This window comes from Paenibacillus sp. 05T425, assembly GCF_056396205.1.
The window spans coordinates 854,191-870,745 of record NZ_JBFTLA010000001.1 but is presented as its reverse complement, the minus strand read 5'-3'; the positions used below and the strand labels follow the sequence as shown (position 1 = coordinate 870,745).

The window sequence follows — 16,555 nt, the reverse complement described above, 5'->3', positions numbered from 1 at the left end:
ATTAAGCGGAAAGAATAGGTAAACAAATGGACAAAAGAAGAGTAAATTTGACCTTTTGTATAGAATCGCGTTACGCTAGAATAGATGTCTAGACTATTGAACAATAGGAGGTCCATGTAACATGGATATTCATTATTCACTCCCTAACCTAACGAGTACGCTGCAGATTATCGGCTGTCATTTGGGGGATTTTCATCCTAATTGGTCTTTTCCTCGGCATCATCATTATCTTTTTGAACTATTGCATTGTAAACAAGGGGAAATAAGGCAAACGATAGGCGATCATGTATTTACGATTAGCAGCGGGGATTGGCTGTTAATAAAGTCCGGCATTTCACATGCTACTGAGAATGGCCCAACTTCCGTTTATCGTTTCTTTAATTTGCATTTCGATCTGGATGATCCCATCATACGCGAGAGGTTATGCAAGGCCGATTACGTGATTATTAAGGCAGAAGAGGCTGCGGGGCTATCGTTACCGACACATTTTAGCGCTATTGAAGAGGCGTTTTTGCACAATATTCGCGTCGATACCGTTGAAGACGACAAAGCATTAGATCGCCTTATTATCCAATCTCACACCCTAGGAATCATTAGTGAGTTTATAAAGTACAGCGACAAAGCACGCAGTCCGATTCCGGTGAGCGACGAGAGTATGCAGAACGCCTCCGTATTTGAAACGGAGCTGGCTCATGCGATTGAAGAAAAACTACGCAATGAAAATCATGGAGCAATAGCTGGAATTGCAGCCTCATTAGGGATTAGCCGCGGTCGTTGCACGCATATATTTACCAAGGTTTACGGGCAATCGCCGCGACAATATAGGAGTAAAATGGTTCTTAACCAGGCGAAGCATCTGCTTGTGCATTCGACCTATTCGATGGAGGAATTAGCCGAACAGCTTGGATTTCAGTCCGCGAGCCATTTCTCTAGACAATTCCGTAGGTGGACAGGCATGGCGCCGAGTGCATTTCGACCGAAATTCGTTCGCTCTCAAAGAAATGAAGAAGGCTAGTATTGTTGTGCGTTCATATTGGCTTGAATATCTGCAAACGCGTTTTCTACTTGATTCATCCATTCCTCGGTGGTCATTTTTCCTGTCATAATCGGAGTGATGGCTTTTTTGAACAATTGATTTCTTATATCTTCTTTGGACTGCTTCGGAATAATATTCCATTCTTGCGTAATGGCCGTTGCTCCTTCATAAGCGCTGAACATTTCATATACACCCGGGGTTAAATAGTTTCTCGAAAGCTCTTGGGCTCCTTTGAGTGCAAACGTACCATTCGCTTTCTTTGCGAATAAGAGGACGGATTCCTCGGTATACAGAAACTTCAAAAACTCTTTTGCAAGTTCTGGGTTTTTGGCCTTGAGCGGAATCGAAAATTGTTCATAGCTAGAAAGAATATAACGTTCATCGCCTTTATTAAACACGGGAACGGGAATCATACCGAATTCGAAACCCTCCTCTCTAGGAGAATCTTTCATTTCATTCTCCATCCATGAACCATTCACGATAAATATCGCTTTGCCCAGCATCATATCGGTTTGGGACTGGGTGTGATTAAGTCCGACGGTTCCCTCCATCAAATAACCGCCGCTTCCAAGCTTAGCTAATGTATCTAGTACCTGTTTTACAGGCTCCGTCTTAAAAGAACCTGGTTCATATGAAAATATTTTTTTTAATTGTGCAATTCCAGCCGCATTCGCAAGTGAAGGGTACAAAATTTCTTCCAAGTATTCCGGATAGATTCCCTGATAAGTAAATAACGCGCGCTTTATTTTATTTCCATTCTCATCGGCTACATAATTCTCCTTTTTCTTTAATTCCTCGTCTAACGCGAAAAATTCACCCCATGTTTCAGGAAGCTTCCAACCTTTCTCCTTAAACAATTTTTTGTTGTAGATTAACCCCATTGGTGCAGCATTAGACGGTGCCATATAAATTTTCCCGTCTTCATAAGGAGTAAATCTTTTGCTTTCAAGGATGCCGGGGAGAATCATGTCCTTTAATTGCTGCACATGATCTAATGCTACGTCTTCAAACACGTCGGTTATATCCATTAACCCTTTTTCCTTCACTAATGAGGTCATAATCCCGCTTTGGTCGGTATCCGAAATCGCTAGAAAATCGGGGGGATTTCCTGCGACAATTTGAGGTCTGATTACATCGCCGATCCGAGGACTGATCGTCAGATGCACTTGCACGCCCGGATAAGCAGCCTCGAATTTCTCCGTTATTTCTTTCCAGTATTCCAGACCGTATCCGCCTTGAAATACGGCGATATGCAATTCTTTGTTATTAACTGCAGGTTTGTCAGAGGGAGACGTTCGATCTTTCATAACCGTTATTGTTGAAATAGCTATGATTCCTAGCAATGCTACCGCTACTAAGATGATGCTTGAATATCTTTGCATGCTAATCACTCCAACATTTTTATCATAAATAGACCCTTAACAGATTGATTATGAACATTATCCACGCAGAAGTACATGAATATTCCTGCGCAATGTATGAACAATTTTAACTAAAACTAGTTGTGGAATTATCATTAGTAGCTTTTGATTTTACATGGAAAATCAATTAAAACTCGACCGGATAGATAATTTTACAAACCGATGAGCGATCCTATCTACTTCGGCAAATGCTATTGAACAGTTTGAATTTTATTGGTTAATTGAATGAGTGGAAACATTCTTATTATTTAGAATAACGAATGATGTTCGTTATTCAAAGAAATCGAGGAGGGGTAAGAAGATGAGAAAAATGGCAACCTTGGCACTCGCGGTCCTATTAGTATTTACGCTAGCCGCTTGTGGTTCATCCAACAACAAGACGGAGGAAAACGGTGCAACGAACTCTGATGCTTCATCTGGCGAAGTTCGCACGCTGAAATTCGCCGCGCTGGAAACGGCTTATGGAAAAACGGTGTGGCAAACCGTTGCAGCTGCATTCGAGCAGACGGTTCCTGGTGTGAAAGTCGAAATGACGATTGAGAAAAACATCGAGGATGTTATTGGACCAACCATGAAATCCGGTGATTTCCCTGATGTTATACATTTAGCCGTCGGTCAACCGAAAGGGCTTACAGAAACATTCGTAAAAGATAACAACATGACCGATCTTACGGATGTTCTTTCGATGAAGGTACCTGGCGAAGATGTAGCTGTCAGCGAGAAAATTATACCGGGCTTTACGGATACGACGATTACCAATCCATATAACGATGGTAAATCGTATTTGATGCCCATGTTCTACAGCCCTACCGGCTTGTTCTATAATGCGGGTTTGTTCGAGCAAAAAGGGTGGGAAGTACCAACAACTTGGGATGAAATGTGGGCATTAGGAGATAAAGCCAAAGCAGAGGGTATTGCGCTATTTGCTTATCCGACAACCGGTTACTTCGATTCATTCTTCTACGCTTTGCTCAATGAAGTTGGCGGACCTGAATTCTTCACGAAAGCGATTAGCTATTCGGAAGGAATCTGGCAATCGGCGGAGGCAAAACAAGCATTTGATATTATGACGAAGTTAGCTTCTTACACAGAGAAAACAGTTCCGGCTAACGGCAATAAAGATAACTTCACCAAAAACCAACAGCTCATTTTGGACAACAAAGCATTATTTATGCCTAACGGTACATGGGTTGTCAATGAAATGGCGAGTGCGCCTCGTGCAGAAGGATTCGGATGGGGTTTTACCGCTCTTCCGGCTGTAGCCGATGGAGGAGACCGTTATTCTTATACCTTCTTCGAGCAAATTTGGGTCCCGGCTAAAGCCGAAAATCCGGATCTAGCGAAGCAGTTCATCGCTTATCTCTATTCGGATGAAGCTGCAGCGATTTTTGCTAAGGCAGGCGCCGTGCAACCGATCAAAGGGATGTCGGATAAACTAGATGGCGATAACAAGTTGTTCTACAGTATTTATGATACTGGCGCAAAAGCAGCGATGGGCGCATTCACCTCAACGGCTCCGGTTGAAGGAGTCAATATTTCTGATACCGTATTCGGAACGGTCGATTCCTTGGTTACCGGTGCGAAATCGCAACAAGAGTGGGTAGATGCGATTACGAAAGCAAGCGATGCTCTTCGTGCGGCTCAGAAATAGATAGGTTTCAACATAGTAAAAGGTGCTGTGGCCAGTGAAAACTGGCCACAGTTACTTTTAAATATAGGCCAAAGGACGGCGATAGCCGTTTACGCTTGCAACCAGGAAGGAGCTCGAGTAATGCCGTCTAACAGGGGGAAATCCCGTTTCATATTCTTTTGTCTGGCTCCGGCCGTCATCCTATTTATTGTCTTCTTGTTAATTCCAAGCATTGACGTGTTTCGTATGTCCCTATACAAATGGGGAGGATACACCGATACGAAGACGTTTGTCGGATTCGATAATTTCGGCAAGCTGTTCCAAAGCGATAAATTCTATCAAGTATTTCAAAACAGTATTTTGTTAATTATTGTTGTAACGATTGTTACGTTCGCGATAGCGCTCCTATTCGCGGGGGTACTTACGCGAGGCAACCTCAAAGGGCGTAATTTATATCGTACTGTTTTTTACATTCCTAATATTTTGTCCGTAGTCGTTATTAGCGCGATATTTTCTGCCATTTATGATCCGAACAATGGACTTCTAAATTCGGTGCTGCATTTGTTCCGTGTCGCAGACGAACCTATTCTATGGCTTGGAGATCAGAAAATCGTTATTTACAGTCTTGCTGGTGCAATGATTTGGCAAGCCGTTGGTTATTACATGGTTATGTATATGGCAAGTATGGCTAACATTCCGGAAAGCTTATACGAATCCGCCAATCTTGAAGGCGCTTCGCCTATCCATCAGTTTTTTACGATCACGATACCGCTTATCTGGACGAATATTCGTACGACGCTTACCTTCTTTATTATTAGTACGATCAATATGAGCTTCCTCTTCGTTACAGCTATGACAAGCGGCGGTCCTGATGGAGCGACTGAAGTGTTCTTAAGCTACATGTACAAAGAAGCCTATACGAATTCTTCTTATGGTTACGGCATGGCGATTGGTGTCGTTGTGTTCTTGTTCTCGTTTGCTTTAGCTGGCATTCTTAATGCTGTTACCAAGCGTGATCATCTAGAGTATTAAGGAGGGAAGAAAGGATGACAAGCAAAGCAATCGTATTCAAGACTCTATCCTATTTTCTGTTGATTTTATTAACAGTCATTATCATTATTCCAGTATTGTGGGCGTTTACCGCTTCTATAAAAGAAGATGCTGAATTTTACGGCAGTCCGTGGGCGTTACCTCAAGGCGTTTATCTTCAGAACTTTGCAGATGCTTGGCTGAAGGCAAATATGGGCGATTATATGTTCAACTCCGTGCTTGTAACGGCATTGTCCATCGCATTATTGCTCGTTATTGCGCTTCCGGCGGCTTATGTGCTTGCCCGTTATCGTTTCAGAGGAAGCGTGTTATGGAACACGATGTTTATGGCCGGGTTATTCATTAATGTAAACTATATCATCGTTCCTATTTTTCTCATGTTGAACAATGGTGACAAAGTTGCTCGAAGCATGTTTGGTCAACCATTCTTATTGAATAACATTTTTGTATTAGCTCTAGTGTATACAGCTATGGCGCTGCCATTTACCGTGTATTTGCTGTCAGGTTATTTCAAATCGCTATCGAAAGAATATGAAGAGGCTGCTTCGGTCGATGGAGCAGGATACTTTAGAACCATGGTTCAAGTTATTATGCCAATGGCAAGACCTGCGATCATTACGATTATTTTGTTCAACTTCCTATCGTTCTGGAACGAATACATAATTTCGATGACCTTGCTAACGAAGCCGGAATATAAGACGCTTCCGGTTGGGTTAATGAATTTGCTGGCTGCGCAAAAATCCGCTGTTGAGTATGGACAACTATATGCGGGTCTCGTTATAGTTATGCTGCCAACATTGCTTATATATATTTTGGTACAGAAGAAATTAACCCAGGGTATGACTATGGGCGGTTTGAAAGGATGATATACTAGTATGGACAAACTACTCTACTTAATCCTGTTCATTATAGGCATGCTGCTTACCGTATTCGGTCATCAATCGATTGGTCCATCAGGACTTTTAACGATGCTGCTTGGACTTGCTATGCTTATCAGTTTCTTATGGCTGTACAACAGAAAATTCAAATGAAATCCAAAGAAGATGATGTCTCCAATAGATGAGGATCATCTTCTTTTAAATGTTTTAAGGTGCACATTATGTTACTATAAACAGATCATCATCAAGGGGTAATGCTATGCTGCGGAAATTTAAGATTCAGCATCGATTAATTGGAACCTTTTTAATCGTATCGGTTATTCCTATCCTTTTTCTCGGATACTATGCCTATAAGCTATATTCGGATTCGATCAGCGATAAGCTTAGCGCATCTACCTTTCAAGCGATAACTTTGGTTAATAAAAATATGCTTACGGAGCTTCAAAATTATCAATTTCTTAACGGATCGATTTCTACGAATGAATTCGTGCAAGCCCACTTATCTAACGATCGTTCGCAACCAGCGGTTACCGAAACGTCCAAAGAATCGGCTATGGATGCTATATTTCGGACGATATTCCCGTCACATGTTGTAACCGTTAGCATTTATGATACGAATCACGAGCCCTTCTACGAGCTTGGATACGAAGCAATCAGCAATGAATATTTGGAAAAGGCAATATCCGATGTCAATAAAAATGCGCCGTATGACGGACTTACTTATGTAAGAACGACCCGATCTTACGACACGATCGCTGTAGGGAGAAAGATCCATGCAGAGCATGATAGTTCAGAGCAGATCGGATATGCTTTCGTGTACGTCAGCACAGACTTATTCTCCAAAAATATACTATCGAGCGTTTATCTAGGGACGGGATCGAAGCTCATTATTATGGGGCGAGACGGGACGGTATTCTCATCAAGCGATAAAGAGACGAAGTTAGGGGAGCAATACTCCGACTCTACGCTGTTTAGTATGATTAAGGAGCAACAGAGTAACAATCGTTCTTCCTTTTCTGGACTCGTAAATAATGCTGACCAGCAAATATCGTATATTTATAATGAGCAAATCGGCTGGTATCTAATATCTTTGATGCCCTATTCCTATATAAACTCAGAAATAAGTCAGATTACGCTTAGTATGTTTGTTATTGTATTCATGATTGTAATCACCTGCATTATCATTATTTATTTTATGTACAATAGCATCGTTAAACCTATAAAAGGCATTATTGCTTTCAGTAATCAAATCTCGAACGGTGATTTATCCAATCGTATTCACGACGAGAATGATGATGAGATGAGCGCGCTTTCCCGTAAAATAAATAGTATGGTCAGCGAGATTGAGCGATTGATGGATAATCAAAAGCTGGACGACAAACGAAAGCGGGAGCTGGAGCTCCAAATGCTTCAGTCGCAAATTAATCCGCATTTTTTATTTAACACCTTAAATACACTTCGCTGGCTTGCGGTTATTAATCAGGTGCCCGTACTCAATAATGGAATAAGCTCGCTATCTGAGCTATTGCGCAGTACGATTTTAGATAATAACGAAGAGGTTACCATTGAACAGGAGCTTCAAAATTTAGCGCATTATTTTGAAATTCAAAAAATTCGTTATGCGGACAGGTTCCAGGTTAACTATGTGATCGATGACGAGCTGCTCCCATTGCTTATTCCGAAATTAATCTTGCAGCCCGTCGCTGAAAATGCCATTATTCACGGAATTTCTGAAAATGGCAAATCCATCGATATCAGCATTAAAGTTCAACAGGTCGATAATCAGCTTCACATAGATATTACGGATAACGGTAAAGGGTTTGATACGAATCTAAACCGTGCTTCGGATCATACGGATAAGCTGTCAGGCATTGGAGTAAATAATGTGAATGAACGAATTAAACTCCATTACGGAGATCAATATGGTTTATTTATTTCAAGCGTGGTAGGCGAGGGTACTTGTTGCAGAATGATTATTCCTATTCAAAAGTCCGAAGGGGGTTAATTTTTATATGTTCAATGTATTGCTTGTAGATGATGAGCCTATTGTAAAAATTGCTCTGCGTACGATGATTGATTGGGATAGCCTTGGTTTTCCTATCTGCGGTACAGCCTCAGACGGAAATGAAGCATTGGTTTTAGTGAAAGAACTAAATCCGGATATCATTATTACGGATTTGAAAATGCCGAATATGAATGGGCTTCAGCTCATAAGAGAACTGAATGAGCTCGGCTATAAGGGGAAAATCATTGTAGCCAGTAATTTCGGCGAATATGAGCTTGTGCGCGAAGCCTTGCTTCTTGGCGCGGTCGATTATATGTTGAAAATCAGCATCAAGACGGAAGCGTTGATTGAGCAGCTTCAGAAGACGGCAAAGCTCCTTCAAGAACAACAGCTTACTTTGCAAGAGCAAGTAACGAGAGAGCAAGAGTTGCGCAGCAATTTGAAAAGCGTAAAAAACACGATGTTAAAAGAGTATTTTACAAACAGTTATCATGACATGGAGCCCCTTTTACAAAACAACGCGGTTCAATTACATTTATCAAGCACAACTTGCTACCAATTTTATATCCATTTAGATAGGTCTACAGCCAAAGAAGGGCAGAAATTTAATATTTCGATGTCATTTATTGAGAACATGATTCTTGATTTAATGGAATCCGAACAGGATGTAGAGGTCTTTCAAGTAGAGGCAAATGCAATTATTGTTCTGATTGCTAAGGAACGGCTGCTTCAATGTCAATTTGAGCCGTTGACCTTTGTGCACCGCATACAAACACTCATACAAATGTACATGACGCTGGAGCCTGTTATTGTATATTCGTCGGAAATATCAGGTTACCTAGAGGCTAGACAAATGTATCAAGCTTGCAAAGATGCGATCCATATTAATTTTTACGAGGCACATTCCGTTATTTTTCATCATGATATAAACCTCAAACATGACATGGATTTTGTTAACTATGTGGATTTCTCCAAATCCATTTTGCACTATTTATATAAGGATGATACCGCTTCAATTATGTTGATGCTAGAAACCTTTACAGAACAAGCCCATCAGAATAGGATTCACCCTTTGGCGCTCCAAACATTTATCAATAAATGCTTGGATTATATACCGTTATGCGACAATAAAATAACAGTGACGAATGCGGAGGAATATGAGGGGAACAAAAACAAGGTTTGGGATTGTAAAAGTTCGGATGCCTTATTAGCTATTGCTATGGAAGCTTTAGAAGATTTGAGCTTCTGGACGGATGTTCCAAGTTCTCTTGATTCGACTGTGACCAGGAAAGAAATAGCCGATGTCATAACCTATATTGGGTTACATTATCGGGATAAGATCACGTTGGAAATGATTGCCGACCACGTTAATTTCAGCGAAAACTATTTATGCCGCGTATTTAGGGATCAAATGGGATTGAGCCTCATTCAATATATAAACAATGTACGGATGAACAAAGCAGCAGAATTAATTATGAAAGGCCATACTTACATCAAGGAGATATCTGCGCTAGTAGGAATTAGCGACCAATTTTATTTTAGTAGAATGTTCAAAAAACAGTTCGGAGTCTCGCCTACCGATTATAAAAGTCATGTCACGCAATCAAGCCAGCAAAAGAAACAAAAATATCAATCGTCGTAAGAGATCAAGTGAAAACGATCGGATGAATGGGCTGTCCCAGACAGCCCATTTGATGTTAACGACCCGTTACAGCACCCGCCTCATTCCGCCAAGCATCCAGCTGCTTCTGAACTTCCTTAACTACCTCCTCAATGCCTGCTTGCCCCAGCTCCTCGTTAAACTTGGGGAGGATCGAGTCAACATCGACGGTACCGGTCATGAGGCTTGCATAATATTTCCTCCAAACCATCTCAATGTTATCGATTTGAGCGGTCAGCTTGGATAAATCGGGAGTAAAGCCGAGAACGGCGGACTTGATCGACTCCGCATTATATTCGCGGAACAGCTCCCATTTATCGAGGGGTTCAGGGGTATCGCCGCCCATGGTTCTCAGAATAAACCAATTGCCCTGTGTATATTGGACGCCTGCATAGCTCGCCGGCCCATCCGGAATCGGGTTGCCGTGGCTGTCTTTGCCTGGAATGGGGGTCGCTTGTCCTTGGTCATTCAGCGTATAGTGCACCCCTTCGATACCATAATTGAATAGGTTTCGAATTTCCGGGTCGGTATTGAGCAGATTCAGAAACTTCATGCTTTCAATGGGATGCTTGGTGTTGGCATTGACAGCCATGATTCCGCCACGGACCGATTCCGTAGTCACCACGCTAGGGGTTACCGGATTCGATACAACCTTGTAGCCGCGATCCTTACTCCAAGCCGTCTCCGAGAGCGGCCCGCCGCCGGAGGACTTCCAGAACACTTTATCCCCGCGTTTAAGTCCGCCTGGCTCACGGAGCGCCGCGTCTTTGTTAATGAAGCCTTCCTTATAATAACGCCGCAGGGTGTCTAATACTTGCCGTGCTTCCTTGGTTTCGAAAATATTCACGACCTTGGCGTCAGGGTCCAGTGATTTCACCATTAAGGGAACCTTATGGTTCACGATATATTCGTAGCCATAGAGTGCGAAGAAATTGTGTGAATCTCGATCTAGCTCCATGGGTACATAGGCAGGCTCATTTTGCTGTATCATCCGAAGCAAAGGTTCTAGCGATTCCAGCGTATTATAATTGGAAATGTCGATATTGTACTTGCTGACAATGGAAGCAGGGTACATCCAATGATCGCGCACGGCCAGTTCTTTATTGGTCGGTACGCCATAGATGGCTCCGTCATTCATTTGCACCCCCTGCCAGAAGGTTGGATCAATGGCATCGTACATATCCTTGCCGAGACTAGTCAGATAGTCATCAAGTCTCAGCCAAGCGCCGCGCGTAGTGGTAGCTGCATAGTTGGGGGCAAAAGCAATGTCGAAGGGAGTGCCGGCGGATATAAGCGTGTTCAGCCGATCCTCGTACTCCTGCCAGCCAATCTTGATATAGGTGATCGTCACGCCGATTTTGCGAGCCAGTATTTCATTGATTTTATCGTTGACGAGCTTCAGATCCTTGTCTGGCTCTCCGATCGTATAATAAATCAAATTGACAGTATCGCCTTCGTACACATCGTCGTTATTTCTGCCAGGCTGCCGGGAGCAGCCGGTCGTATACGCTGTGAGCAGCAGTATAATACTGATTGCCATGAAGAAATATCCGAGTCTAGGGGACTTTAGCATCGATATCCTCCTTTCCGCAAAGCTCGTTGCTACCCTTTTCCCCTCAGATCGGAGGGGGATTTTCCGAAATAGGTATGGAAATGGGTATAGAAATAATTAAGATTGTTATAGCCGACGGAAAGCGCGATCGAAGAAATCTTCTCGTCCGACGTTTGAATTCGTTCTTGCGCCAGGAACATGCGGTAAGCCATGAGGTATTCCGAAAATTTCATTCCGGATTCCTTGAGAAATAGTTGTCCAAGATAAGTGCTGTTCATCTGGAAGCGCTCTGCGACTGATTTCAAGGTAATATTCTGAGCATACTCCGTCTTGATTATGAGCAGAATGCGGTTGGCCAGCTTGGATAAGCAGTCATAGCTTACGCCAAGTACAGGATCCTTGTTCATACTCTCGCAGCTTGTATTGCCGATCGTACCACCCAGATCTTCAACTATGATTTTCTCGATCACTTGCTGCAGCTTTGTACGGTCAACAGGCTTAAGCAAATAGTCTTTGACGCCGCAACGAATGGCTTCTTGGGCATACTTGAATTCACTGTAACCGCTCATGATCACATATTTGGTAGGGATGTGGAGCTCATTGAGTCTGTAGATCGCTTCATAGCCGAGATTTTTGCCAATGCACACATCAAATATGGCGACATCAGGCTGCAGATCTACAACCATGGACATGGCCGCGTCCGTAGATTCGCACGTATCGATCCGACTGAAACCGTATTGCTTCCAGTCCAGAATTCGTTTCATTCCCTCCAAAATTTGAGGCTCGTCATCGATAATCAACAGTTTGTACATGTTCAATCACCTCTTTTGAAATTCGTACAGAAATCTTAACGCCAGCTTCCTCGTTATTCTCAATTTCTATAGAAAAGCTTTTTCCGTAAAAGAAGTGAAGCCTTGTGTATACGTTGCGCAAACCGATACTTCCGGAAGAAGGATCGTCATGGCTCGACAGCGTGCTTCGTACCGCTTGCAAACGGTCGGCATGGATACCGCGCCCATTATCCACGAATTCCATTACATAATGCTGTTCGGCTTCCCAGCCATTCACGACATACAAGTTAAACTCGCTGCCGGGGTTAAAGCCATGGATGAAGAAGTTTTCCGCCAAAGGCTGCATCCAAAATTTCACGGTGGGGATCGAGAGTATTGCCGGGTCTACATTAAGTTGGTAAAAGAAACGTTCCGGATACTTGAATTCCATAATCTCCAAGTACTTCTGCAGCAATTCCAGCTCGCCTGCAATCGTAATAATATTTTCTTTTTTGACGATTTCGCGATAGAGCGCCCCCAGCGTAGCAATGGCATCAGCGGTGTCCCGGTCCTGATTAACAAGGGCAGTGGAGCGGATAACCTCTAACGTATTATAGAGAAAATGAGGGTTGATTTGATTTTGAAGCGCTTTCATTTCAGTCTCTTGTTGTTTGAGTTTTAGCAAATATTCATTGCGGATATGCTTATCCAGCTGTTGAATCATATCGTCTAATTCCCTAGCGATCATGCCGTATTCATTACGGCGATAACGGGCAGGGCGATTAGGGGTGAAGTTGGCTGTTTTCACGCGTCCAATCGATTGAATGATACGGTGAAGGAAGCGGGAATCATCCCGCAGGTTGTACACGATGAGCAGCAGAACGCTAATCATAGTCGTTAACACGATCAGAAAGATGGTGATCAGCATGTTGGCATGCTGTCGAATGAGCATGGATAAATCAACGATGCTTACGAATTTGAAATTGAACTTCGTGGACGGAAACGTAATATAGAAGCTATGCTCAAAAAATCCATTCGAAATATAACCGTGACTGCGCCCGTTCGCCGCCGCTTGAAGGGCTATTTCCTTCAAGACTTGATCCTGTTCGTTACCGATTAGATAGATCTCGCCGGAAGCGCTGATTGCAGCGGCCTTGCCCAAGCGATAATTTTGGATAGATTCAAAGATTTGATCACTGCTGACCAAGAAGCGGAGCTCCCCTAATTCCTTAGAGCCCGAGCCCATTGCCAGATCTGATAGTTTCTTGCGATATACGAATCCCTTGAGAATCGTATCGTGGAATGCTTCGTCTGTATTAGGAAGACCGAATAGGAAGCTTGCAATTCCGTTATCGTTAAAGTGTACGACATTGCCGTATTGGCCGGTATGCAGACTAACCTGCGTTATTCCGCCTTGCGCCCAGCTGTACAGGTAGGTTTTAATATCCTCCGGAAAAGATACGAGCGGCTTAGAGAATTGGCTGTTTTGCAAACTATCGGTTAAGTATCCTTCGGCACTGCCGCTTAGAAAGCTGCGAGCATCATCCATCAAACTATGATTGGAGTAGATGCGCTGCATATAGGCCTCAATCCGGTCGGCATCATACTGAAGCTCGTTCTCTACGCCCGCGAAAGCATTAGCAGCCTCTAGACGGGCATCGCCAATCCATTGGTTCAGGAGCATGGCACAGGTCAGCGTGCCAAGCGCGAGACCGATGGTCACGACGAAGACGACGTAGGCAATAAACTTATAACGATAAATTTTAATTTGCAGAAAAGAGCTCATCGGACACCTCGATTGCAGCAGCTCATCATAAGCAGGTATTTACCACACTACTTTATCATGATTAGGCAAAGCTTCATAGGTAGCAAGAAATAAGAGTCAATCGAAAATGTGATTTAATAAATGTCATCTTTTATCAAATATCGATGTTTTAAGAGATCGAGCATACTCATTTGGAGTGAAACAGCTCCTTTTATTCTTTTTTTTAGACAAAAAATCGCTTTCATTTTTTATAACAATCTAAAAATATCGTTTGCAAATATTGTCGAATGCATTTCCATGTCAGGTTTTTATAGGACACTGGACGTAAGTCCTGGGTCAGCGTTGAAATCATGGCCTTTTTTCATGGAAAAAGGGCGGTTGAATACAAATGGAAGTAGATTACAATCTTTATTCCACAAGGGATTCGGTCAGTTTAAAACTATACTGAAATGAGTCTTTAATCGGAATGACCATGAAAATCATAAAGCGCTTTCATTCGATAATTTTCTATTTTTTTTCAATGAAATGCAAAGGAATAAGATCGGAAAATTGGATAAAATAGGAGTAAGTCCTTATGAGAATTAATATCAAAATGAGAAGGAATGTCTAAAGCACAACATGTCTTTATTCCCTCAAGAATTTATATAATCTGTGCCATACTAGTTTCAAAGACTTTACGAAACAAACCAAAAATTAGATATTACTAATATTAGAACCTCCTAATTATTGTTGTGTAATATGTCGATCTGTAGCAATCTGAACTTACGAATAAGAACGAGTAAGCTTGGAAATGGAGGATTTCATTGAAATGGACGATTTGAATCAGGAGCAAAAACGGTTACGGCTAAAGCAGTTTTTGAAAAGATTATCCGATGATCCTTCGATAGCCAATCAGAATATGACGAGATATGGGGGATCATTGGCCGAACTGCTTGTATTAACCGGCTATAATCCGAAGGACGAGCTGATCGACATGGCGGAGCTCGTATCGCTTCTGTTAAAGAAAAATGAAATTGAAGCAGGCTCAGAGGATATGATGCAGCATGTCATAAACGGCGGTACAGTGGATGATTTTATGAAGATGGGGAGATAAAAGGCCATATAAGAACCGAGAATTGATGACGCGGGATGCATCAACAATTCCTCACGGCGAAAAGTTCTCGTTTTGAATAATCAATCCATTATATTCTCGTTATGAATCATTACTTGCAAGCCCATAGACTGAACAAGTAACGGAGGAAAAGATTTGGAATTAAAACGATATTGGAACATCATCAAAAGAAGACTGCTATTGATTGCTTTAATTATTTCAGTAAGTTGTATAACCATCGGCTTTTACTCCTTCAACTTCATCGAACCGCAGTATGAAGCTTCCGCTACACTAATCGTCAACGACTACAAGGACAGCAGTACGCTGCTTCCAAGCATAGACGTAGGCTCCATTAGCTCCACGATCGGACTCATCAAAACCTATAAAGTAATCGTTACTTCGCCTCGCATGATGAAAAAAGTCATCGAAGAGCACCCGGATCTTGCTCGTACATACACGGAGCTTAGAAGCAAGGTAAGTGTCAGCTCCGCTATTGAAACGCAGATCATGACCATAACCGTCCGGGATGACTCCTATGAGAAGGCGGCGAATACGGCGAATGCCGTTGCGACCGTTTTTCAAAAATCGGTTCCTGAGCTGATGAAGGTTGATAATGTATTCGTCTTGGATCAGGCGGATCCGAATGAGATGCGCGGCCCTGTGGCCCCGAATCCGATTATGAATATTGCCGTCGCGTTCATTCTGGCTTTGATGGCGAGCGTAGGCATTTCCTTCCTTCTGGATTACTTGGACGAAACGATCAAGAACGAAGAAGACGTCGAGATGCTGCTTGGGGTTCCGGTACTGACATCGATTCCAAAGTTTAAAGAGAGCGATGCGATTGATCGGGGCAGCAAAGCCAATCTAACACCAAGAGCAGGGAGGGGAAGCAATGTCTCGATTGATACGTAAATGGAACCTTATCGCGGATAGAAATCCAAAGTCGCCGATCTCCGAAAGGTATCGGATGCTGCGGACAAACATCGAGTTTTCGACGATCGACCATAAACTTCAGATTATTATGGTCACCTCATCAAGGCCGGGCGAAGGGAAAAGCATAACATGCGCCAATATGGCGGTTTCTTTCGCTCAAGCAAACAAACGGGTGCTGGTGATCGATACGGATTTGCGGAAGCCGACGCAGCATCACATTTTTGCAATATCCAACCATAAAGGCTTGACGTCCGCCTTATTGCAACGGTTAGAGCCGAAGGATGTCATCCAGCAAACGAGTACGGACAATCTGTCGGTCATTGCCGCAGGCCCGGCTCCTCCTAATCCATCAGAGGTGCTGTCGTCGGAGTCTATGGGGGTGCTGCTTGGGAAATTGAGGCAAACGTATGACGTAATCATCATCGATACACCGTCGATCATGTCCGTAACGGACACACAAATCGTTGCGACCCAAAGCGATGGCGTTGTTCTTGTCATCGATTCGGGAAAAGTGAAAAAAGAAGTTGCGCTCAAAGCGAAGGCCTCTCTCGAGCATGTGCAAGCCAATCTTATCGGCGTTGTTCTCAATAACATTAACCGAAAACAATCGGAATCCTATTCCTACTACATACGAAGCTAGCAGCGACGCTTAGCGTCATTACACCAAGTTGATAGGCCAAATGGGAAGGTAATGTCTCCTGCACCTCTATTACCGGAGGCACTCGGTCATGCTGTGGGTCAAATGACCTTAGACGTTTATCGTCA

14 protein-coding genes are annotated in these 16,555 nt (G+C 42.9%); 10 read left to right on the top strand and 4 right to left on the bottom strand.

From position 1 onward, the window contains the following. The first annotated feature begins 121 nt into the window (after positions 1-121). Positions 122-1,015 (top strand): helix-turn-helix domain-containing protein, encoded by an 894-nt coding sequence (locus AC1DF0_RS03605; RefSeq protein ID WP_477573096.1) that lies wholly within the window; start codon positions 122-124, stop codon positions 1,013-1,015. Here the strand turns inward: AC1DF0_RS03605 and AC1DF0_RS03600 are convergent. Beyond that, positions 1,012-2,418 carry a carbohydrate ABC transporter substrate-binding protein gene (locus tag AC1DF0_RS03600; RefSeq protein WP_477573095.1) on the bottom strand — a complete coding sequence of 469 codons (1,407 nt, stop codon included), beginning with the start codon at positions 2,416-2,418 and terminating at the stop codon, positions 1,012-1,014. The two genes, AC1DF0_RS03605 and AC1DF0_RS03600, sit on opposite strands and share 4 nt — an antisense overlap. 340 nt (positions 2,419-2,758) lie before the next feature. On the opposite strand from AC1DF0_RS03600, the gene AC1DF0_RS03595 reads away from it, so the two are divergent. From AC1DF0_RS03595 to AC1DF0_RS03570, 6 genes are all read left to right on the top strand, one after another. Further along, a complete protein-coding gene (locus AC1DF0_RS03595; RefSeq protein WP_477573094.1) occupies positions 2,759-4,108 on the top strand; it encodes a carbohydrate ABC transporter substrate-binding protein in 1,350 nt (449 codons plus the stop codon). A 120-nt stretch (positions 4,109-4,228) separates the two neighbouring features. After that, on the top strand, positions 4,229-5,119 hold the full coding sequence (locus tag AC1DF0_RS03590) for a carbohydrate ABC transporter permease (RefSeq protein WP_442051316.1): 891 nt from the start codon (positions 4,229-4,231) through the stop codon (positions 5,117-5,119). A 14-nt stretch (positions 5,120-5,133) separates the two neighbouring features. Continuing rightward, entirely contained in the window at positions 5,134-6,003 is an 870-nt protein-coding gene (locus AC1DF0_RS03585; RefSeq protein ID WP_477573093.1) for a carbohydrate ABC transporter permease, read from the top strand. Between the two features lie 9 nt (positions 6,004-6,012). After that, a complete protein-coding gene (locus AC1DF0_RS03580; RefSeq protein ID WP_442051314.1) occupies positions 6,013-6,168 on the top strand; it encodes a DUF6903 family protein in 156 nt (51 codons plus the stop codon). Between the two features lie 106 nt (positions 6,169-6,274). Next, positions 6,275-8,020 (top strand): histidine kinase, encoded by a 1,746-nt coding sequence (locus AC1DF0_RS03575; RefSeq protein ID WP_477573092.1) that lies wholly within the window; start codon positions 6,275-6,277, stop codon positions 8,018-8,020. Between the two features lie 7 nt (positions 8,021-8,027). Beyond that, the gene (locus AC1DF0_RS03570; RefSeq protein ID WP_477573091.1) at positions 8,028-9,662 is read left to right on the top strand and encodes a response regulator transcription factor; all 1,635 of its coding nucleotides are present in this window, start codon (positions 8,028-8,030) and stop codon (positions 9,660-9,662) included. Between the two features lie 55 nt (positions 9,663-9,717). On the opposite strand, the gene AC1DF0_RS03565 is transcribed toward AC1DF0_RS03570, so the two are convergent. The 3 genes from AC1DF0_RS03565 to AC1DF0_RS03555 are packed head-to-tail and all read right to left on the bottom strand — an operon-like array spanning position 9,718 to position 13,788. Further along, positions 9,718-11,253 (bottom strand): ABC transporter substrate-binding protein, encoded by a 1,536-nt coding sequence (locus AC1DF0_RS03565; protein ID WP_477573090.1) that lies wholly within the window; start codon positions 11,251-11,253, stop codon positions 9,718-9,720. A 29-nt stretch (positions 11,254-11,282) separates the two neighbouring features. Then, positions 11,283-12,044 (bottom strand): response regulator transcription factor, encoded by a 762-nt coding sequence (locus tag AC1DF0_RS03560; RefSeq protein ID WP_477573089.1) that lies wholly within the window; start codon positions 12,042-12,044, stop codon positions 11,283-11,285. Continuing rightward, a complete protein-coding gene (locus AC1DF0_RS03555; protein ID WP_477573088.1) occupies positions 12,019-13,788 on the bottom strand; it encodes a sensor histidine kinase in 1,770 nt (589 codons plus the stop codon). The genes AC1DF0_RS03560 and AC1DF0_RS03555 overlap by 26 nt, the downstream gene beginning before the upstream one ends. Positions 13,789-14,575: 787 nt before the next feature. Here AC1DF0_RS03555 and AC1DF0_RS03550 point away from each other — a divergent pair. The 3 genes from AC1DF0_RS03550 to AC1DF0_RS03540 all read left to right on the top strand — a co-directional run bounded on the left by AC1DF0_RS03550 (position 14,576) and on the right by AC1DF0_RS03540 (position 16,430). Continuing rightward, positions 14,576-14,860 (top strand): hypothetical protein, encoded by a 285-nt coding sequence (locus AC1DF0_RS03550; protein ID WP_442051308.1) that lies wholly within the window; start codon positions 14,576-14,578, stop codon positions 14,858-14,860. A gap of 153 nt (positions 14,861-15,013) precedes the next feature. Then, entirely contained in the window at positions 15,014-15,769 is a 756-nt protein-coding gene (locus AC1DF0_RS03545) for a YveK family protein (RefSeq protein WP_477573087.1), read from the top strand. Next, complete coding sequence (locus AC1DF0_RS03540; RefSeq protein WP_477573086.1) at positions 15,750-16,430, top strand: CpsD/CapB family tyrosine-protein kinase; 681 nt, start codon at positions 15,750-15,752, stop codon at positions 16,428-16,430. Before AC1DF0_RS03545 ends, AC1DF0_RS03540 begins: the two co-directional genes overlap by 20 nt. The last annotated feature ends 125 nt before the right edge of the window (positions 16,431-16,555 follow it).